The organism is Allocoleopsis franciscana PCC 7113 (genome assembly GCF_000317515.1).
Classification (GTDB): Bacteria; Cyanobacteriota; Cyanobacteriia; order Cyanobacteriales; family Coleofasciculaceae; genus Allocoleopsis; species Allocoleopsis franciscana.
On the sequence record NC_019738.1, the window covers coordinates 3301252 to 3322019 of the forward strand.

The following is a 20768-nucleotide window of genomic DNA, read 5'->3' on the forward strand; positions in this document are numbered from 1 at the left end:
AGAACCTGTTTTATTGGGGGCTAGGCTATGCCGCCAAATGGATTTTTACCTGTTGGTAATCACCATGGGATCATGGCGCAATGCTCACTTCCTCCGTTTTTACAAGCTGTATTTATGTAAAAAATATAAAGTTTATTTCTTTGTGCTGATTAATTAGCTTTCATCTATCTCAATGAATGGCTATCCTTCTCATCCGTACAACTTTTTTAAAAAATCTTACAAGTGTTTATAACTGGGAATGATAAGATTGCAATCAAATGAGCTTCGAGGGTTTGCTGTGAGCCGTTCTGCAACTTTAACGCTTCAGCCCATGCTGCCGCCAATTGCGGACAATAATCGTCTCCGACTGTTTTCAGGTTCTGCGAATATTCCACTGGCACAAGAAGTGGCTCGCTATCTGGGGATGGATTTGGGACCGATGGTTCGCAAACAATTTGCAGATGGAGAGTTATATATTCAAATTCAGGAATCCATTCGGGGTTGTGATGTTTACCTGATTCAGCCAACGTGCCAACCAGTAAACGCTCACCTGATGGAATTGCTGATTATGGTTGATGCCTGCCGTCGGGCATCAGCGCGGCAAATTACTGCCGTAATTCCTTACTATGGTTATGCCAGAGCAGACCGCAAAACGGCTGGGCGCGAGTCGATTACGGCGAAGCTGGTTGCTAACTTGATTACGGAGGCAGGTGCCAGTCGCGTTTTAGCCATGGATTTGCACTCTGCCCAAATTCAAGGCTACTTTGACATTCCCTTTGACCATGTCTACGGCTCACCTGTATTGCTAGACTATCTGGCAAGTAAACGACTCTCTGACATCGTGGTTGTTTCACCCGATGTGGGTGGTGTGGCTAGAGCTAGGGCATTTGCCAAAAAGCTAAATGATGCTCCCCTGGCGATTATTGACAAGCGTCGGCAGGCGCACAATGTAGCGGAAGTGATGAATGTCATCGGGGATGTCGAAGGCAAAACCGCCGTTTTGGTAGACGACATGATTGATACCGCTGGCACCATTTGTGAGGGAGCGAGAATACTGCGGGAGGAGGGTGCACGCCAAGTCTACGCCTGTGCCACTCATGCCGTTTTTTCGCCTCCAGCTATCGAGCGCCTTTCGAGTGGGATATTTGAAGAAATCATTGTGACGAATACAATTCCCGTTTCGGAAGAAAAGCGCTTTGCACAATTAACGGTGCTTTCGGTGGCTAACTTGCTGGGCGAAACCATTTGGCGTATTCATGAGGACAGCTCTGTAAGTAGTATGTTCCGTTAATGGAGTAAATCTCCTGAAAGAATTCTCCGCAGAAGCCTGTAATACCAACTCCGGTTGGTATTACTCCTTTTTCTTTAGCCCGAGTAAGCCCGGAGATTTAGTGAGGACTATGTTTTGTGTAGCCCCAGGTTTCCAGCCTGTGGGGGAAAAAAGCGTATTAGAGCATTAACGCAATTCAACGTCCCTGCTTCTGATCAGATGGCGGGAGTTGTTTTTGTATCTGCGTCTGATTCTCTCTAACAGCTTTTTCTAACTCCACTTCTAGCTCAGACTTTAAAGACTTCGTCCAGTTATAGCAACAGACTAAAGCGACTCGCCTCTCACCACACCCCAACTGGCGCGATCGCCAATTCGCCTCCATCAGCTTTTGCTTACACCGACGCAAACCCGCTTTGATTTCCTCCGGTACACCCTGCAAAGAAAGCGGCCCAATGCCCTCTAGTTTCTCCTCTTTCCACCACTGAGTATTCGTATTGTTCTTGGCAACTTGACGCAACTCACGACGACACCAATCCCGCCATGCCTTTGCGATCGCACAATTCATGTGTAACTTAGCCAGAACACTCGCCGCTTCGAGTAGCATCGCCTCACCTACTGGTGGTTGCTCAGCTCTCATGGCTATCTTTGATAGTATTGCTCGAATCCTCAAGGATGGGTGACGTTAAGCTAGTCAACAACAGTTTCGCAAGCTAGTTAGGAGGATGTAGGAGATGACTCAGGGTTCTGTCAATCAGCTTGGTGAAACTATCCCGCAATTGCTCAATGGATATGACCCTAACGTGTTTCCAGCATTTCATCAAACACTTTCTACGCACTTTCCAGGGGCATTACCCATGACCAAGTACATGAGAAAAACTTTCCAAAGTTTGAGTGCCTACGGTTTTTGTGACGAGAACACGATGGGAATGATCGCTATTTGTCGAGATGAAATCGCTGAACCCCTATTCACTGAAGTGATTCGATACTGGGGGAAAACCTTTAATTGTTGTAGTTTAGCTGGGTTCGTCATGATGGGGAAAACTGGGTTAGCTGCCGCCACAGACCATACCCCTATTGTTGATGGTATTCGTCGCTTTGCCTTCTATGCTATGCCCCACATTGCCATTTCTAGACATGGTGATATGGGTAAAGTCTATAGAGATGGTCTTCAAAAAGCTTCTCATGCTTGTGGAGCATTAGAAACAGTGGTTCAAGAACTGGCATCGGGTCACTTGAAACTAGAAATGGATATGCAGGATATTGAACAAACAATTATCCGCCAGAAAATTCTTTCGACCCTTACCTATGGGGACAAACCCGATTTGATAGAAATTACGAAATTGGCCTCTCGAATTATTTCTGATGATGTCAAAAACCTCTTAAACATCCTGGATTCTTCGGTATTTAATTATGCCGTTATGACCGGCATTCAAATTCACGGTCCTTTAGGCAGCCACTGGATCTATCCGCAAGATTTTTATGTCGTCGGATCTGACCTTCCTGAAGGAAAGGCAGAGATTGAAGCGTTTCAGTCGGGGCGGAAATGAACCTCAGTGGTACGATCACGATCCGCTATGTATTTTCCAGCTTGTGTAGATACAGGTTTCAGTGGGTGCGGTTTCATCAACCCTCCCTTAATAGAGTGGGTTGAAAGATCGCGACTTCTACAAGGTGTTTCGTCGTTCCGTCAAGTTTTGTCAACCCTCCCTTAATAGGGTGGGTTGAAAGACACGTCTGGAAATTTTGATCCCACATTCCGCCCTTTGACTGTCACAAGTAGATAATTTAGTGGAGGCAATCGAGGCAAACGCAACGTAAGTGGAGTTAAAGATAGCCTAGCCAGCTTTTTGGCCGAAACAGGATAATTGAACGGGAGTGGAAGGGCTAAGTCTTGGGGAGGGGGTGTGAAAGCAGCAGAAATGCAGGTAATGAACCTCGACCACTTGGGTCTGGTGGCAGGTATTATTGACGAAATCGGGCTGGTGGAACAAATAGACCTGCGGTTGGGGCAAGACAGCCGAGAAAAAGTCAGTGCAGGTCTTGTGGTCAAAGCAATGATTCTCAACGGACTGGGCTTTGTGTCAGCCCCACTGTACTTATTTAGTCGATTTTTTGAAGGGAAAGCTACAGAACACCTGATTGGAACCGGAGTCAAGCCAGAACATCTCAATGATGACCGCCTGGGACGAGTGCTTGATGAACTGTTCCTGGCAGGACTAACCCGTTGCTTCGTCAGCATTGCCATGAAAGCTATCGCCAAGTTTGGAGTGAGTATTGAGACAGCGCACTTAGACTCGACCTCATTTCATCTGCATGGCGAGTATGAAACAGCCAATGACGAAGTGGTAGTCACTCAAAAGACAGAAGATGGCACAAGAGTAGAAATTGAGGTAGCGCCGAAAGCGATTCACCTAACGTATGGATATTCTCGTGACCATAGAAGTGACCTCAAACAATTCGTGATGAATCTGATATGTGGTGGAGAGGGTGGTATACCGTTATTTTAGAGATGGCAGATGGCAATCAAGACGACAAGACAAAGTTTGCCCATCTGTTTGAGGAGTTTCAGAAACAGTGGACTTTTGAGGGAATACACATAGCAGATAGTGCTTTGTACACTGCCGACAACCTCAAGCGGATGAAGCAGTTGAAATATCACACCCTAGAAGCAGTAGAAATCATTGAGCAAGACCATTACTCCCAACCGGGAAGACCAGCAAAGCAAACTCGACCCACTCACAAAACCTATCACATTCAAGCCACATTGGTAGTCAATGAAACTGTCCTAGAACAACAAAGACAGCAAGCGGGACGATTCATTCTCGCCACCAATGTCCTAGACAAGGAACAATTGAATAATGATGCAGTCCTGAGTGAGTACAAAGAGCAGCAGAGTACGGAACGGGGCTTTAGCTTTCTCAAAGACCCTCTGTTTTTTGCTGATAGTGTTTTCCTGAAAGACCCAGGTCGCATTGCTGCTGTAGGGATGGTTATGGGATTGTGTCTGTTGGTCTACAACTTGGGACAGGCAGCTTTACGTCAAGCCTTAGTTCAAGCTGATGAAAGCCTCCCTAATCAATTAAAAAAGCCGACTCAGCGTCCCACCCTCCGCTGGATATTTCAGTGTTTCCAAGCGGTGCATTTGTTAGTGATTGATGGGGTTGAGCAAATTGCCAATCTTACCGATGAACGCTTAAAGATTTTGCGCTTTTTCTCTCAAGCTTGCCGGGACTACTATCTATTGTGCTGAGTTCTTCAAGTCATTGAAATACTTCAACAATTATTTCAGCAAAGTGATGCGTAGACGAGCTTTTTAGTTAACGCATCAGGCTTTTCCTGATAGGAAACAGTTCACTTTATGTTGCCAGTTACTTGACTTTTTATTGCTACTTGCTGCTTTTTGAGAACAAGCACCCGAAAAAAGTTAGCATCTCTCATCTCTAGAACGTTTCACTCGATTGAACTGGCCTGTGTTAGCCTTCAGTTCCACACAATTATCCGCTTGTGACAGTCAAAGGGCGGAATGTGGGTTTGATGAAAAGTGCCACAAATTTAGCAAAATAGGGTTGAAAGGAGTGCCTGCTTTACAATTTGGACTAACTGAGCATAGCTCACTTTCAAGGAAAAACCTGAATCGAATTCAAATTAGCGGCACTAATTCGTTAACCGTCAATTGGTTAGGGCAAGCAACATCAACATGTTAACGGCGACAAAGAAAGTGTAAATTGACATACTAAATGGGCAGTACTGGACTCGAACCAGTGACATCCTGCTTGTAAGGCAGGCGCTCTACCAACTGAGCTAACCGCCCGATAACATAATTAGATTAGCACAAAAATGATAATAACATATGCCCTCTGGTCAAACACATGATCGCATAACTTTATGGAGCTTACCCGTCGTCACCGGTTTGACCATAGCATCAACACAGAGTGGCAATCTTGCCTTAATCGTTTCCGGAGGGTTCCTCTTTAGTGGGCTGATGCTCAGTCCTGACTTAGACCTGAAATCGCTACCCTTCAAGCGCTGGGGGTGGCTGCGGTGGATTTGGATACCCTACCAAAAAGCGATGCGCCATCGCTCAATCTTTTCTCATGGCCCTCTCATCGGCACTACTCTCAGGATGCTTTATCTGGCTACATGGACAGCCTTGGTGGGGATACTGATTTTGGGCGTTGTCCAGTTATTCCGTGACGTGCCTTGGAGTTGGCAGCAGTTTGGTGAAGATATCAAGCAATGGCTCATTAATTACCAAGCCGAATGGATTGCTCTGTTTGTGGGTTTGGAACTGGGAGCGATGATTCATTCTGTCAGTGATTGGACTAGCACTGCCCTCAAGCGTTCTCAACGCAAACCCAAGCGCAAATCGACGACACGCAAGCGCACCCCGTCCCGACGTACTTCCAAAAAATGAAGGTCAAACCCTAACTAATCCTTGTCCACAACGCTAATCCACCGCCCCGCCCCCTCGCAGCTATGCTTTGGTTCTGCACCAGGAAGTAGGTGAAAAATGCCTGCTCTTTGACACTTTGTTCATAAAAGCGGGTTTCCCGTTCTTTACCCCCACGAATGTAGCCTTCATAGACCTTCAGCCCCGATAATGACACGTTCATCCGGGTAAAGTCGAACGCAAGTATATTAGTTTTTGACCAGAACTGGGTAGGGCCAGTGAGAATGAATTGTAATAGTCCAAGTTCAACGCAATTTTGCACCCGGCCTCGCTCTTGATTGGAGTCCGATGGGGAGTAGGATAGATGAATCTTCACCCACTTGGGTAAAAACCGTCCCGCACCTAACATAATTCCTGCTCGTTGGCGTGATTTCTTTGTCCCTGTGATAAACCCTAATCGCCAGGTGCCGAGCAATTGTGGATAGGCATAGCGCCGTTTGCTCTGTTTAGCCGCTTTTTCTGCCATCAGCAGTGCTTCAACCACCGCCTCTGGAGTTGGGGCTATTGCAGATGGGGTGGTTAAAAACTCAATCGCTTGGTCTAATGCCGAGTCCATTTTGGGAAGATACGAGGTTGGGTAAGTTGCCTAGAGGAGCGGGAGCAATAGGCTAAGGGCGCTATCATTATGGATGTAGAAGTTAAGTTTTGTAAAGCCTCTTGACTGCAACCTTGAAACCCACCAACAGCGCCAGTGTATCAACAACCTGGCACGCTCTCGACCCTCTCTGGGAGGGAGGCGAAGAAACCGTTCAGCAGGGATTACCCCATAGTCAGCTAGCACCGGCTTGGCAGATATTGCTGTTAGGAGATGGCTCTCCCACTCGCCATCTGCAACTCCTGACAACGGAACCGACGGAAGTCGATGTGATTGATATGTCCCTGATTGGGATGGCGGATGATGGGGCACCGAAGCATATTCAAGCCGTACCTGCGCCCAGATTAAGACGGCAGGTTTGGTTACGCACGGCTTCGGGGCAGCGGCTGGCTTATGCGGCTTCTTGGTGGGATGCGAACCATGTGGATGAATATTTGCAAAATCGCAATATCCCGATTTGGGCTAGCCTTTCTCGCCTACGGAGTGAGCTTTATCGGGATATTCAGGGAATTTATTACGGTCACTCAGAAGCGTTAGAGTTAGCGTTTGGGGAGAAAGGGCCGTTTTGGGGTCGTCACTATCTGTTTTGGCATCATGGGCAACCTCTGACGCTGATTTATGAGGTGTTTTCACCTTATTTGAAAAAGTACTTAGGAGAGACGCACCTGACCTGAGTTCGATGTCATATTGAATACGTTTGCATTGGAATCATTTTTTTTAACGCAGAGATCGCAGAGGGGGGCGCTGAGGGACGCTAAGGTTTTTGAAGCGTCCAACTGTCTTATTCCCCCTCTCGCCCCCTCTCCATCTCGTTGAGGAAGGGAATTATCGAGACACAGGGGGTACCATAATGATGGGCATTCAACCGGATAGGATATTTAGACCGTCACTACTTTTTCTGCTTTTTGCATTTTTTCCAACATGAGCTTGGAACGTTTGACCATTTCTGGAATCAAAATTGGGTAATCGCCGGTAAAACAGGCACTGCAAAAGCTATTGGGGTCTTCTCCTGTAGATTCCAGCATTCCCTTCCAACTGAGATAAGCTAAACTATCGACACCAATTTGCATGGCAATGTCTTCAACTGACTTGGTTGCCGCAATTAATTGGTCTTGACTATCCGTATCAATGCCATAGAAACAGGGGTGTGTCACGGGCGGTGAAGAAATTCGCATATGAACTTCAGTGGCACCGGCATCACGCAGCGCTTTAACAATTTTGCGGCTGGTTGTTCCCCGCACAATCGAGTCATCGACAATTACAACCCGTTTCCCTAATAAGACATCTTTCAGGGGGTTGAGTTTCATGCGAATGCCCGATTCTCGCATGGATTGGGTGGGTTGGATGAAGGTGCGACCGACGTAGCGATTTTTGATTAATCCTTCCGCGTAGAGAATGCCGGATTCTTGGGAAAATCCAATCGCGGCAGGAATACCGGAGTCGGGTACGCCAATGACAATGTCGGCATCGACTAATGATTCTTTCGCCAACTGACGCCCTAGCTTTAAGCGATAGCTATACAGGGTTTCATCGGTCATGATGCTATCGGGTCTGGCAAAGTATATCATTTCAAAAATGCAAAGCTTGCGCTCTGGTTTTGGACTCCAGTGGAAGGATGCCATCCCTTCTTCGGTAATCCAAACCAATTCCCCTGGTTCAACGTCCCGCAGATATTCAGCACCGATAATATCTAAACCACAGGTTTCGGATGCCAGCACGTAACGCTGAGGATGACTGCCTACGGTGCCGATGACCAGAGGACGGATGCCATTGGGGTCGCGCACACCCATCAACCCAACCGGAGTGCCAATCACTAAACTATAAGCGCCTGAACAGTGACCAAAGGCACTCAGGGCGGCTTCCAACCATTCTTTGCCGCTATCGACTTCTGATCCGATCGCGATCGCAATCATTTCAGAATCCGTGGTTGTCGTAAAATTACAATTACGCTGGAGCAAATGTTCGCGTAGCTCTCCTGTATTCACTAAGTTGCCATTGTGGGCTAGCGCCAGTTTCCCCAAGCGAGTTTCCACCAGAGCTGGCTGAGCATTGGCAATCCGACTAGAACCTGTGGTAGAGTAACGGGTATGACCAATAGCCATGTCCCCTGGTAGCTCGGCTAAGATCGACTCGTTGAAAACCTGCGACACTAGCCCCATATTTTTGTATAGATGCACCTGGTCTCCCTGAAACGCCGCAATCCCTGCTGATTCTTGACCTCGGTGCTGTAGCGCATAGAGACCAAAGTAAGTTAGTTTAGCGACATCTTCCCCTGGTGCGTAAATGCCAAAAACTCCACAAGCTTCCTCCTGTTTATCGGGTCGCTGTGCATAGCCGTCCTCAGATTGAGCCAGATTCTGCTGAGAAGAAAGGGGTTCGTGATGCATCATACTAAGATAGGTTCCTGATAGCGGCAGAACGTCAGTGAGACTTAGAGCGAAGCAAAAAAGCGCTGTAATTGTTAAGGTGGGTTAACAACTCTTTAAGAATAGCACCAATAACAGTCGCTGGGCTGACTGAAGTTGTTGCTATTAAAGCCTTTGATCTGTTTTATACAGGCGTTTACCGCCCAGTTATACATTCAAACGTCGTTCAAGAGCATTTGAAAAGCGTTCGCTCATTTCTATCATCGTAACGTCGATTATCGGCTGATTGTCATCAATTAACAGTTTTAATCCAGCATTTTGGCTCTTGACAAAACCTAGATTTTGCCAGTGTTGAGTCTGCTCGCCCCATTGCTCTTTCAGGTAAGATTCCCACCTGGCTTGGTGTTCCGGCTTTACCGATACGAGTATGCGACTGGCACTCTCACCATAGAGAACCTCATCCCAACGCCTTTCTATATTCGTTAGCCGCAAGTTAATTTGGGCACCCAACTGACTGGCAATACAAGATTCCGCCAGGGCAACCGCAATGCCGCCTTCCGCACAATCATGGGCAGAACGTACCCAGCCTTGACGAATCCCTTCCCGCGTGGCAGCTTGGACACGACGTTCCAAATCAAAATCCACGACAGGTGGTTTACCCGCAACAACCCCATGAATACTGGCGAGGTATTCAGAACCCCCTAAACAAACGTGAGGCGTAGAATCAGTCAGAGGCAGTCCCAAAAGATAAATTAAATCACCTTCAGCTTGCCAACCTTGACGGCAAACGCGAGTCATATCAGGAATCAACCCCACCATCCCAATCACTGGTGTTGGGTAGATGGGTTGAGGTGTGCCCGTGGCATCCAATGTTTCGTTGTAAAGGGAGACATTCCCCCCAGTCACAGGGGTTTCCATAATTCGACAAGCTTCTGCAATCCCCTGACATGCCGACGCCAACTGCCAGTATCCAATTGGCTTTTCGGGACTGCCAAAATTTAGGTTATCGGTAACCGCCAAGGGTTCAGCCCCGACACAGCTAAGGTTCCGCGCCGCTTCGGCAACAACGGCTTTAGCCCCTTCGTATGGGTCAAGATACACATAACGAGAGTTGCAATCTACCGTTGCAGCAACGGCTGATTTGGGATTGGGAATGCCTACTTCCAACGGACGCAACCTGACAACAGCCGCATCAGCACCACCGGGCAACATCACCGTATTATTTTGTACTTGATGGTCGTACTGGCGATAAACCCAACGTTTAGAAGCAATCGTGGGAGTATCCAGAAGTTGCAGAAGGATGTCACTCCAGGTTTTGTGGTTACCTTGGATGTCAATTCCCTCTAAGGTGCAAGCTGGGAGAGAGTTGGCTGTCCACTCCCAAGCTTGACGGGCATATTCCGGCGGTTGGGCTAAAAGTTCCCGATGATAAATCGGCGTATTATCGGCTAATGCTGTGGCTGGAATTTCCGCTGCCACTCCGCCTTGGAACAAAATTCGCACAATTGGCTCTGCAATAACTGTGCCTGCGACAACCGCCTGTAGCCCCCAACGGTGGAAAATATCAATTAATTCCTGTTCTCGACCCTTGTGAGCAACAAATAACATCCGTTCCTGGGATTCAGAAAGCAGATATTCATAGGGAACCATACCACTTTCCCGTACTGGAATCAAGTCTAAATCCAGCTCAATTCCCACACCGCCTTTGGCTGCCATCTCTGAGGTGGAACAGGTAATTCCAGCCGCACCCATATCTTGGGCGGCAACGACAGCCCCGGTTTTAAAGGCTTCTAGACAAGCTTCAATTAATGATTTTTCCAAAAATGGGTCACCCACTTGCACCGCAGGACGGTCATCCATAGATTGTTCGCTGAGTTCCGCACTGGCAAAACTTGCCCCACCCATGCCATCTCTCCCCGTGGTGGAACCGACGTATAAGACTGGATTACCGATACCCGCCGCCCCAGATTTGACGATTTCTGGGGTTTCCATCAATCCCAGTGCCATGACGTTAACTAAGGGATTGTCGCTATAAGCGGGGTCAAAGTAAACTTCGCCGCCGACGGTGGGAACCCCGACGCAATTACCATAGTGGGAGATTCCTTCGACGACACCACTAAACAGTCTTCGCGTCCTGGCATCCTCCAGGGAACCGAAGCGCAGAGAGTTGAGGACGGCAATGGGACGCGCACCCATTGTAAAAATATCCCGCAGGATTCCTCCTACTCCCGTTGCTGCACCTTGGAAGGGTTCAACGGCGGAGGGGTGATTGTGTGATTCGATTTTAAACGCCAGTCTTAACCCGTCTCCTAAGTCTACAACTCCGGCATTTTCTCCGGGGCCGACTAAAATGCGATCGCCTTCTGTGGGAAACTGCTTGAGTAAGGGACGCGAGTTTTTGTAACAGCAATGCTCCGACCACATCACGCCAAACATTCCCAGTTCAGCCTTATTGGGATGACGCCCTAGCCGATGAACAATGTCTTCGTATTCTTCAGGCTTCAAGCCTTCAGCGGCAATTTCTTCGGGAGAGAATGGAGCAGAGGAGATGCTGGACATGAACACTTTGCAATGGGCGGGACAGTGCTTTATTTTATCGATAATTGGGGCTGAGGAATTTTAGATTTGGGAATTGGGATGGGTTGAGGTGTTGTTTTCCCTAGCATTGGCAACGGTATCCTCTCTTTTGAAATTGGAATCACATTCCCCATCGTAAGGCAGGGGTTTTCACGGGTGCATCCCAAAATTTAATCATCTCTTCATCTAGTTTGAGTAGGGTGATTGAGCATCCTTGCATTTCTAGGGAGGTGATGTAAGGGCCAATTAAGTTTCGCACAATCTGAAGGTTATGCTTTTGGCAGACTTCTGCTAATTTGCGATAAACGATGTACAACTCAGACAGGGGAGTGCCACCCATACTATTAACAAAGGCGAGGACGGAATCACCGCTTTGCAAGGGAGGGTCTGTTAGTTCTACCTCTATCCATTGTGATGTGTCTGCATCCCACTCTCGCACTGTGCGTGAGTAGTTCGTGTCTTCGATGATAGAAACTGCCAGCATCTCGGTGATTTCATCGGCTGACTTGAGAGGCATTCGTTGCCGTCCCGGTTCCCCGTGAATGCCGATACCCGCTTCCATTTCATCTTCACCCAATTCAAAGGTGGGGCTACCATTGGCCGGTACGGTGCAGGAAGTAAGTGCTATCCCCATGCTGCGTCCGTTGAGGTTAACCTTGCGGCAGAGGTTGGCAAGTTGCTGCAAGTCATATCCCTGTTCAGCCGCAGCACCACAGATTTTTTCAGCCAGTACAGTGGTGCCCACACCCCTACGCCCTTGGGTGTAGAGGCTGTCTTTAACCGCAATATCATCATCAATCAGAATATTGGATATGGGGATGCCCTCAGAGTGGGCGAGTTCGGCTGCCATCTCGAAGTTCATCACGTCACCACTGTAATTTTTAACGATATTGAGGACACCAGCACCACTATTAACCATATTGGCAGCTTCTAGCATCTGGTCAGGAGTAGGAGAGGTGAAGACTTCACCGGGACAGGCAGCATCTAACATGCCGATGCCGACAAAGCCGCCGTGCATGGGTTCATGTCCACTGCCACCACCGGAGATAAGGGCGACTTTGTTTTGAATGGGTGCGTCAGCGCGATAGATGAAGTGGGGGTCGAGGTGGACTTTGATCAGGTCGGAATGGGCGACTGCCATGCCTTGGAGACTTTCGCGTACTACGTCGTCGGGGTTGTTGATGAGTTTTTTCATAGCTTAATGATGAGGATGGGGCACGGAGCGATTGCTTTCTGGCTATCCTGATAATGTGTCTTTTTCCGATGTTATGCCAGATCGTAACTTGCACTTACCCTCAACTTTGATGAAAATCAGCGACGAGCTATTAAACAAATAGGAGTCATGGATAATGGGCGAAGCCAAACGCAGAAAGCAACTAGACCCAAACTATGGGAAGGAAACCTAATTTATGAGATAGCAAAAACCTTAAACTCCTTTTTGGCCGCAAACACGATTCAAACAGCTGTTGCTGCCTTCCAGATGTTGACTTTCAAAGACATTGTGTTTGTCAATATGCGCCCAGATGCCTTAACCGATGAAGACAAGAAGCAGTTCGGTATGAATGGTAACAACCCTATAAGGATTGAGGGTTATAAGGCTAGCGACACAAATTTGCCAGATGTTACAGACCTCCAACATCTGATAAAAGAAGTGAATTTCAGCCAGCAACGGGTTTTGGTGATGTGGTTTCCTGACAATGTTGCGGTTCCCAATCGCATTGACACGGATAAACCGCTCAATATGTCAATCATGGCTTTACCTGTTTCAGTCGTAAAAACTGAGTTGGCTAGGTTCAATCCTTGAGTACTAACCCTCTTCTCAGGCTTTTTTTTATTACCGATTTAAGATGAATGTCACTAACCTAAGATAATTCAAACTCCGTTCTTGATATCGACTCATGAGCTTGTAAACATGCTTTGACAGAACAAGCTACAGCATGAGCCAAGATAGGAGGAACTGCATTGCCAATCTGGTTATACTGGCTGTCTTCAGAACCCTGGAATTCAAACCAATCGGGAAAACTCTGTAAACGAGCACCTTCACGAACCGTCAGCCTACGCCTGCGTCCATCGGGCAAACGAATCCGCAGCATATCGCCAGTCGGAGCACTCAGGTTGCGGCAAGTCACGGTTCTAGAGGGAGCATCAAGGTGCAAATCTCTGGGTTTGATACATTTGGAGGCTATCTCATATTTCTTGACATATTCATCCATGCTGGAAGTGAGAAACTTTGAGTTAGGAGGTGCAACAAATGCGAATTCTCCGAGTGCTTCACCAGCGGTGTAAGGTGAGTTTAAATGGGTTTTTTCTGGCCATTGCCATCCTCCTTGATGAGCAACGCAAAACAGACGCTCTCTACGCTGAGGCACGCCATAATGGGCAGCATTAAGAATATTCCACTCCACGATATAGCCTAGTTCTTTTAGAGCTATGACAATCTCTTCAAAGTAGGCTTTGTTGCGAAATAGCATTCCGCGCACATTCTCAAATAAGGCTATTTTTGGGCGATAGCGGTCAACGGCATCGATAAAAATTGGGAAACCATCGCGACTATCTTGGAGTCCCAACTGGTGTCCATTGACGCTAAAAGGCTGACATGGGGGGCCTCCAACGAGCACATCTGGTTCAGTCATTAAATTGGGGTTGCGTGTCAAAGTTAACTGATAACATGTGCCGTGCAAGTTGTGCTGATAAGTAGCGCAGGCGTCCTCTAGCATTTCATAACCAATTGTTTTAAAGCCAGCTACTTCAAAACCCAGCGCTAACCCCCCACAACCGGCAAACAGATCGATTACTAAAGGTTCAGTTGGCTCCCTTGGAGGGAGTTGGAGTTCTAGTTCTAGGAAATCCCAGTAGAGAGGTTTGTTGTTGAAGATAGCAGTTTTCATGGAGGTCTAGGTTTCGTGCGTTCCTCATTCTCCTACTACTTGGATATCTCTATACTTAAACCCCCTGACAATAAAATATAATCCTGCGCTGAGAACAGCCGCAAAAAAACACCAGACTGAAACAAACGTAACTTTGTAGAATAACTCCGATATACCAAAAGAAAGAAGAACAAACGCACCAAATAGTTTGAGCCGAAGTTCACTCGCCAACAAAAAAGGAAAAGCAGTCACGATAAGATAAAGGTATTTGTTGCCCTCATAAAAGGGTATAAAATTTAAGTCATAAAGCAAATTTCCTGAAAACTTGGCTGAATCTACTCCATGTATTAATACAAAGCCAAAAAGATAAATGCCAAATGCAAGACCAATAAAAGCTAACCCCAAGCTCATTTTTCTTTTTACAGCCTGAGTCTCCAATAAATAAATAGCGAGAGGGCACGATATAGGCCATATCACTGTGGCAAAGAACAAAAAGTTGTATGTAACTAGAGCATTAATTGGTTTTAAAGAAGCCTGTCCTAAGGTTAACCATACCAACCCTTCAGAGAATTGCTGAATAGCAAATAATAAGGGAAATGTTCCCAATAGAAATTCCCGTCTTGAGGGAACTTGTTTAAGCGTTATAATTCCTAATACAGATAAAGTGATTCCTGCCGTAAAACTAGCGGTTGCGGAAAAGCACATAAAAATTTCCGAGCTTCACTCTTGATATTTTGGCGTGTTTCATCATAAAACTGAATCACTTTGCACAGGCGATCGCGTGGGGTTGCATCGTACCAGTTTCAACTCAATTGCTCAAAATTACCTTGACTCGGACTCAATCCACACGGTAACCGCAGCCACAGCAACCAGCATCTCATCATTTTTATCATGAAGAGAGGGAATGGCTCGACCCTGAACCACCATTCCACCCGACTCAACGGTAAGCGTCTTTTGCCCAAAAGGGAGGACAGCTAATACTTCAGCTTCCCGCACTTGTTCCGGATAAGGGACAGCCACTTGGACTTCAACCATCATTTGATCCGGATCGCTCAAACCGGCAACTTCCCAAACACCGGGCAAGGCATTGTGTGCGATCGCATTGCGTACAGCCCTTGCGGCAGCAACAGTGGGTTCTTGTCCGTGCTGATCGACTCCCATACCCATTTCGATAATCAATCGTTTACGCGCCACAGCCACCTCTTTTATTTTCAGCTTTTCTTCTACAGGTTAATACAACAAAGCGTTGGCTGTTAATTTCATTCCCTAGGTAGGTGACTCAACCCTCAGCACGATTGTGTCCCAATTCTCGGATAATTTGATTGCCGTAGTTGAAAAAATCGGGATAGCTGCTCATGATCATTTCTTCCCCCTTGCCAGGACTCATCCCATTTTTGATTTTGCATTTTAGATTTCGGATTTTGCCACCATCGCCAATAGGTAGTTTCAGGATTTCAAATGTAGCAACTCTCAACTTACTGGGTGTCCATTGTCAGTAGAAGGAAATGGCAAAATCCAATTGTGAACACTTGCAAATTTACAAACTTGCTGAGAGCCTCGCTGACGAAATTTGGGATATAGCTGGAAATTGGGAGCAATTCGCTAAAGATACTATCGGAAAACAAATCGTGCTTTCTGTAGATAGCATTGGTGCCAATATCGCAGAAGGTACTGAGCGGCATAATTTTGCAGACCACCAACGTTATATTAGGCAGGCGCTCAGCTCTTTGAATGAAACAAGGTACTGGTTGCGACGAGCTTACACTCGACATCTCTTGACACGAGAACAAATCAAAAAACTCAAACCCATCGTAGATGAACTCTCTTTGAAGCTAAACACTTACCTAAAATCCATGGGAGCTGTTCCAGAACAACACGAACCCTCTTAAGTACTCACTGGTTTTATGGCTTGCTCACATCTTGAGGAAGATGACGGCTAATCCAATCAGCATTTTCTCGGAGTACATGATAAATACTGCCGCGAATCAAAGTTTCTAGACGCACTCGCTCCTCTAAGGAATGATGAATAGAATCCATGGTACTGTCTGAGGCTTTTTTCCCCTCGATAACGCTATCGCGACTGGGCAGATTCTTAAGGACTTGAGCAATCAGCTTTTTCCGTAATTCCTGCATCGAAAATGCTACTTGATAGGGGTGTTGAGGATACTCTTCCAGAATAGATTCAATTTTGTTAATCACAAATCGCAATGTTGACTGGCTAATTTCCTGAGACATTATGCACCTCAATATAAGTGAAATCGTTTTTGATATCAGAATACCTAATCCTTCTTCTGTTTAAATAGTTTAATCCCAACAAACCACTGACAAAAGGAATATTTCTGGAAAAATATTGGGAGTAGCCCTCTAGGGCGCGATTGATTCTTCCCACACCTCAATAAAATATGCCCTTGAGTACATGCCAAAAAGTCCACAGGAATCAATTCATGACTAACTCGCTCAAGATAAACGATGAGGGGGCATCTACAATTTTGCACAATAGTGTTTTTGTGGATGAGTTGTGGTGACTGGTGCCCAGAACCCCTCTCCTTTTAGGCAATCACCTGAATTGAAGGAACAATCATCAATCGATGCCTGTAACAGCTTCTTGAATTGAACTATAGTCCTTCTCGATTGGATGCGGTACACCCCTAGGGTGCATCGTCGTGCGCCCCAACAATCTGGTGTCTCATACGCCATGAAAAACCTCTATGTCTAACTCTATAATCCTAAATATGCCAGTTAATATGTATCGATAGTTTTAGTAAGAATTGGCTTGCTTGGTTACGTTTGCAAGACTTTTTAATTTTATCAAAGATGATAAGCAGTCTAACTCTTCCCAGAAATAGAATTTCAATGAACGGTTAAGAAAGGGTTGTAAAAAATTAATTTTGGAGAATATAAACATTATCTTAAGGGGCATATTTACTCAAATAAATTCTTTGTACAAATTTAAAAATGTTAATCGCATAGGCTCAAGTTGAGTCACTTCAAGAGTTGCTCAATCTGACCTTTGAAGCCTTTAGCAAGTGAGCAAAGCACTGCATCGACTCGCCAGGGAGCGCGATCCCCATCCGTAAAGACAGTTAGCTGATGAGTGCTGTATGCCTCAATGCCAAAGACATCGACTGAGTGAAAAATCAATTTTTTATCCTTGGTTTAATGGCTGGTATGGTAACACAGCCACTGCCACCTAATATTGATTTGAAGCATTTTTTTTATCTTCAAAACCCAGTCACTCAGAGCCTTCTAGGATTTATGTAGGTCCTGGGATCACTCCAGGGACGGATCTTTTGATCCCGCTTCTCTGTATACTGTATGACGGTTGATTAGTCTGAGTATACTTATCTCAAGATATTACAGCTCATGCAGTTTTTCGGACTTGTTTGGGTGACTTCCTGGGTCAGCTATATCCTTACCTCCAGCCAAGGTTTATTCAAAGTACCTAATTACTTTGTCAGTGCTTTTCCTGCCAACCTTTTTTCAGTGGTCAACAGCCCAACTGAATTACCCACTCCTCTGGTTTCGACACCCCTTTACTCAAAAATCTGGTCTTCTAAATCCCCGGTTGCCACTTTCCCTAACCTAGGCTTCCACATGGGTGCAGGCAGTTCTCAATTTCGACCCCAGCCCACCCAAACGTCCGTTCGTCCTCCAGTCCAACTCAATTTGCTACAAAACACGTTCTGCCATCCCCAGCCAGAGTCAGAAAACGACTTCCTGCGAATGGCACCCCTCTCCTCTGCATCCGTTTCTTGGGAGGAAACGTCTCCCCGTGAGAGTTCAAAAGCGACGTTCCCTCAGCAGATTTTTCAGGTTATACAGAATTTGTTGCCTTGGCGTCAGCGCCGCGAACCCGTCAAAACTCTCGCGTCATCGGTTGTAGTTGTTAGTACTCACTCGTCGGAACCGATCGCGGACAAGCACCAGGGGGAGGGACAGCGTGTCAAGCGAGGCTTTTGGCGGTATTCACAACTTCTCACCAATAGAGCGTTTGCAGCGTCTTCTAAACCGGAGCCAGAGAAGTTTCAAGTTTGGCTCAAGGAGCGCTTAATTGCGGAATTTCCCAGCCAGAAGCCAGCAGAACTCATGGCTGATCGTCTCAAGCAATTTTTGTCCAACCCCTCTGATCCTTATTTGAATGCTTCACCCGTTCTACCCGCCGTCTGGGAAGGACAACCCGCTCTCAAGGTCGGCGATCGCCTGTTGTTTAAAATGGATGATGCCTTAGCCGCAGATTTAAACCGCAATCCACAACTGCTGGTGATTGAATGGGCGAACAATCTCCGCATGGCTTTGGGAAAAGTGTCTTTGAAACTGGCAGATGCCCAAAAGCAGATGTACAACTTGGTAGAAACGCCAAGGATGTTTAAGGGCAACGCTTCTTGGTACGGTGGTTATTTTCATGGACGCTTGACGGCGACAGGAGAAACTTATAGTCAGCATGAACTGACAGCCGCTCATCCCTCGTTGCCCTTTGATACCTATCTAAAGGTGAAAAACCTGAACAATGGCGCGTCTGTTATTGTCCGAATTAATGATCGCGGCCCCTATATCTCTAATAGACATCTGGATTTATCGCGGGAGGCGGCTCGTTGCATTGATAGTGAGAAGGTGGGTGTTGTACCTTTTGAAGCTGTGATTATGCAACCAACCTCAGTTCAAGCCAATGAGTACCTGACTAAGAATTAGGAACGCGAGAAGGGGAGCAGCAACTCCATCTGTAGGAAACATTGAATCGAACTATCTGAGCCTAAAATTTACGGATATGCTTGAGATTCGGTTTTGTCTGTTGCGTCCCTAACGACTTAATTATGACCTTGATTCTCACGAATGACGACGGCATAGATGCTCCCGGCATTCGGGCGCTTCTGAATGCAGTAGATGGCAAAGGCGTGATTGTGGCTCCCAAAGACCATCAATCAGGCTGTGGTCATCAAGTTACCACGACTCGACCCATTCACGTCCATCGCCGTTCTGATACCGAGTATGCGGTTGGTAGTACCCCAGCCGACTGTATTCGCCTAGCTCTTTCACATCTTTGCGAAAATGTCAAGTGGGTACTCTCAGGTATCAACGCTGGTGGCAACTTAGGGATGGATGTTTATATCTCCGGAACTGTAGCCGCCGTGCGAGAAGCTGCCATGCAAGGCATCCCCGGTATCGCCGTTTCCCACTATCGCAAAGGGAAAGTCAATGTGGATTGGGACGTGGCAGCGCGATGGACAGCGAAGGTTTTAGACGAGTTATTCAACCATCCCCTGGAACCGGGATGCTTCTGGAATGTCAACTTGCCGCACCTGCTACCGGGAGAACCCGACCCAGAGGTGGTATTTTGTACACCCTGTACGCAACCGTTGCCAGTCAAGTATCGAGTCGAGGGAGATTCCTATTACTACATCGGGGAATATGCCAAGCGTGGACGTACTCCGGGAAGCGACGTTGATGTCTGCTTTTCAGGTAAAATCGCCGTGACGATGCTACGACTCTAATCTGAAAATAAAGCAGAAGGCAGTTCGCGCAGCGTTCTGGGCAGGAGTAGGCAAAAGGCAGAAGGCAGAAGGCAGAAGGGATAAGAATTTTCATGCCTTCTTGTGTCCTCGCGTTCATGGCCATTTAACTTCAGAAGAGGCAGGAGAGAGGCTGGTCAGTAATATGGCTTGCTCCTCCGGTAAGATAGCTTTAGGGCGTCGTTTATTAAGAAATTATGCGAATTTTAATCATGGGTGGTACCCGGTTTATTGGGGTCTACCTCACTAAACTCTTGGTAGAACAAGGTCATGATGTGGTGCTGTTCAATCGCGGTAAGAAACCCGCACCTGTAGAAGGCATTCAACAAATTCATGGCGATCGCACCGATGCCTCTCAACTTAAAAACAAATTATCACAAGAACAGTTTGACGCCATCTTTGACAATAATGGTCGGGAACTCAGCGATACTCAACCCCTAGCCGAAATCTTTAAAGACCGGGTGAAACACTTTGTCTATATGAGTTCTGCTGGCGTTTACCTCAAATCTGACCAATTACCCCATATTGAGGGTGACCCAGTTGACCCAAAAAGCCGCCACAAAGGCAAACATGAAACGGAAGCTTTCTTGGCACAGTTGGGACTACCTTGGACATCCATTCGCCCGACCTATATTTACGGCCCCCAGAACTACAATGACTTAGAAGCTTGGTTCTTTGACCGAATTGTACGCGATCGCCCCATCCCCATCCCTGGAAATGGAATGCATATTACCCAATTCGGTCATTGTAAGGACTTAGCTAGGGCAATGGCTCAGGTTTTAGGGAATGATCGTGCGATCGGGCAGATTTATAATGTATCGGGCGATCGCTACGTGACTTTTGATGGACTAGCACGCGCCTGTGCACAAGCCGCAGGTAAGTCCGCTGACTCCATCAAAATTATGCATTACGACCCTAAGAAATTCGATTTTGGTAAACGTAAAGCTTTCCCAATGCGAGTGCAGCACTTCTTTGCTGATGTGAATAAAGCCATGACTCAGTTGAATTGGCAACCGGAATATGACCTGATTTCTGGTCTTAAAGATTCCTTCCAAAATGATTACCAGGCATCTGGGCGTCATGAATCTGAGGTTGATTTCTCCCTGGATGACGAGATTCTAAAAGGAATTTAACGGTAAAACTCATTAAACTGCCGA

At 46.7% G+C, this 20768-nt stretch carries 20 protein-coding genes, 1 tRNA gene and 1 pseudogene; 10 read left to right on the forward strand and 12 right to left on the reverse strand.

The genetic code is table 11. The annotated features are described in order from the left end of the window. The first annotated feature begins 238 nt into the window (after positions 1-238). Positions 239-1270, forward strand: a complete 1032-nt coding sequence (locus tag MIC7113_RS13775) for a ribose-phosphate pyrophosphokinase (protein ID WP_015182781.1) — start codon at positions 239-241, stop codon at positions 1268-1270. Between the two features lie 175 nt (positions 1271-1445). On the opposite strand, the gene MIC7113_RS13780 is transcribed toward MIC7113_RS13775, so the two are convergent. Continuing rightward, a complete protein-coding gene (locus MIC7113_RS13780) occupies positions 1446-1886 on the reverse strand; it encodes a hypothetical protein (RefSeq protein WP_015182782.1) in 441 nt (146 codons plus the stop codon). Between the two features lie 94 nt (positions 1887-1980). Here MIC7113_RS13780 and MIC7113_RS13785 point away from each other — a divergent pair, with 94 nt between their 5' ends. Together MIC7113_RS13785 and MIC7113_RS34210 are read left to right on the forward strand one after the other, a co-directional pair. Further along, positions 1981-2796: a hypothetical protein gene (locus MIC7113_RS13785; RefSeq protein ID WP_015182783.1), complete on the forward strand. Its 816-nt coding sequence runs from the start codon at positions 1981-1983 to the stop codon at positions 2794-2796. Positions 2797-3168: 372 nt separating this feature from the next. Further along, positions 3169-4499: pseudogene (locus tag MIC7113_RS34210) on the forward strand (IS1634 family transposase). Positions 4500-4987: 488 nt separating this feature from the next. Here the strand turns inward: MIC7113_RS34210 and MIC7113_RS13795 are convergent. Continuing rightward, positions 4988-5060, reverse strand: a tRNA-Val gene (locus MIC7113_RS13795). Between the two features lie 39 nt (positions 5061-5099). On the opposite strand from MIC7113_RS13795, the gene MIC7113_RS13800 reads away from it, so the two are divergent. Then, the gene (locus MIC7113_RS13800) at positions 5100-5663 is read left to right on the forward strand and encodes a metal-binding protein (protein WP_015182784.1); all 564 of its coding nucleotides are present in this window, start codon (positions 5100-5102) and stop codon (positions 5661-5663) included. Between the two features lie 10 nt (positions 5664-5673). Here MIC7113_RS13800 and MIC7113_RS13805 read toward each other — a convergent pair whose 3' ends face one another. Then, on the reverse strand, positions 5674-6255 hold the full coding sequence (locus MIC7113_RS13805) for a hypothetical protein (RefSeq protein ID WP_015182785.1): 582 nt from the start codon (positions 6253-6255) through the stop codon (positions 5674-5676). 101 nt (positions 6256-6356) lie between these two features. Between MIC7113_RS13805 and MIC7113_RS13810 the strand changes: the two genes are divergently transcribed. Continuing rightward, entirely contained in the window at positions 6357-6968 is a 612-nt protein-coding gene (locus MIC7113_RS13810) for a chorismate lyase (protein WP_041780054.1), read from the forward strand. A 204-nt stretch (positions 6969-7172) separates the two neighbouring features. Here the strand turns inward: MIC7113_RS13810 and purF are convergent, their stop codons facing one another. The 3 genes from purF to dhaK all read right to left on the reverse strand — a co-directional run bounded on the left by purF (position 7173) and on the right by dhaK (position 12432). Further along, complete coding sequence (purF, locus tag MIC7113_RS13815) at positions 7173-8684, reverse strand: amidophosphoribosyltransferase (protein ID WP_015182787.1); 1512 nt, start codon at positions 8682-8684, stop codon at positions 7173-7175. A 183-nt stretch (positions 8685-8867) separates the two neighbouring features. Beyond that, positions 8868-11219: a phosphoribosylformylglycinamidine synthase subunit PurL gene (gene purL / locus MIC7113_RS13820; RefSeq protein WP_015182788.1), complete on the reverse strand. Its 2352-nt coding sequence runs from the start codon at positions 11217-11219 to the stop codon at positions 8868-8870. A 139-nt stretch (positions 11220-11358) separates the two neighbouring features. After that, positions 11359-12432: a dihydroxyacetone kinase subunit DhaK gene (gene dhaK / locus MIC7113_RS13825; protein WP_015182789.1), complete on the reverse strand. Its 1074-nt coding sequence runs from the start codon at positions 12430-12432 to the stop codon at positions 11359-11361. Positions 12433-12579: 147 nt separating this feature from the next. On the opposite strand from dhaK, the gene MIC7113_RS13830 reads away from it, so the two are divergent. After that, positions 12580-13041 carry a hypothetical protein gene (locus tag MIC7113_RS13830; protein ID WP_015182790.1) on the forward strand — a complete coding sequence of 154 codons (462 nt, stop codon included), beginning with the start codon at positions 12580-12582 and terminating at the stop codon, positions 13039-13041. A 58-nt stretch (positions 13042-13099) separates the two neighbouring features. Here MIC7113_RS13830 and MIC7113_RS13835 read toward each other — a convergent pair whose 3' ends face one another. The 4 genes from MIC7113_RS13835 to MIC7113_RS13850 all read right to left on the reverse strand — a co-directional run bounded on the left by MIC7113_RS13835 (position 13100) and on the right by MIC7113_RS13850 (position 15578). Beyond that, positions 13100-14125, reverse strand: a complete 1026-nt coding sequence (locus MIC7113_RS13835; RefSeq protein ID WP_015182791.1) for a DNA cytosine methyltransferase — start codon at positions 14123-14125, stop codon at positions 13100-13102. A gap of 24 nt (positions 14126-14149) precedes the next feature. Next, complete coding sequence (locus MIC7113_RS13840; protein WP_015182792.1) at positions 14150-14809, reverse strand: DUF6629 family protein; 660 nt, start codon at positions 14807-14809, stop codon at positions 14150-14152. 117 nt (positions 14810-14926) lie between these two features. Continuing rightward, on the reverse strand, positions 14927-15298 hold the full coding sequence (locus tag MIC7113_RS13845) for a Lin0512 family protein (protein WP_015182793.1): 372 nt from the start codon (positions 15296-15298) through the stop codon (positions 14927-14929). An 85-nt stretch (positions 15299-15383) separates the two neighbouring features. Further along, positions 15384-15578: a hypothetical protein gene (locus tag MIC7113_RS13850; protein ID WP_041780056.1), complete on the reverse strand. Its 195-nt coding sequence runs from the start codon at positions 15576-15578 to the stop codon at positions 15384-15386. Positions 15579-15609: 31 nt separating this feature from the next. On the opposite strand from MIC7113_RS13850, the gene MIC7113_RS13855 reads away from it, so the two are divergent. Further along, positions 15610-15993, forward strand: coding sequence for a four helix bundle protein (locus MIC7113_RS13855; RefSeq protein ID WP_015182794.1), 384 nt, complete (start codon positions 15610-15612; stop codon positions 15991-15993). A gap of 13 nt (positions 15994-16006) precedes the next feature. Here MIC7113_RS13855 and MIC7113_RS13860 read toward each other — a convergent pair whose 3' ends face one another. Continuing rightward, positions 16007-16339, reverse strand: a complete 333-nt coding sequence (locus tag MIC7113_RS13860) for a hypothetical protein (RefSeq protein ID WP_015182795.1) — start codon at positions 16337-16339, stop codon at positions 16007-16009. Positions 16340-17086: 747 nt separating this feature from the next. Then, positions 17087-17245, reverse strand: coding sequence for a hypothetical protein (locus MIC7113_RS36355; RefSeq protein ID WP_155897995.1), 159 nt, complete (start codon positions 17243-17245; stop codon positions 17087-17089). Positions 17246-17467: 222 nt separating this feature from the next. Here MIC7113_RS36355 and MIC7113_RS33360 point away from each other — a divergent pair, with 222 nt between their 5' ends. The 3 genes from MIC7113_RS33360 (at position 17468) to MIC7113_RS13875 (ending at position 20744) form a co-directional block, all read left to right on the forward strand. Further along, positions 17468-18793, forward strand: coding sequence for a septal ring lytic transglycosylase RlpA family protein (locus MIC7113_RS33360; RefSeq protein WP_015182796.1), 1326 nt, complete (start codon positions 17468-17470; stop codon positions 18791-18793). A 122-nt stretch (positions 18794-18915) separates the two neighbouring features. After that, positions 18916-19593 (forward strand): 5'/3'-nucleotidase SurE, encoded by a 678-nt coding sequence (gene surE / locus MIC7113_RS13870; RefSeq protein ID WP_041780057.1) that lies wholly within the window; start codon positions 18916-18918, stop codon positions 19591-19593. 215 nt (positions 19594-19808) lie between these two features. Continuing rightward, positions 19809-20744 carry an NAD-dependent epimerase/dehydratase family protein gene (locus MIC7113_RS13875; RefSeq protein WP_015182798.1) on the forward strand — a complete coding sequence of 312 codons (936 nt, stop codon included), beginning with the start codon at positions 19809-19811 and terminating at the stop codon, positions 20742-20744. Positions 20745-20768 lie beyond the last annotated feature (24 nt).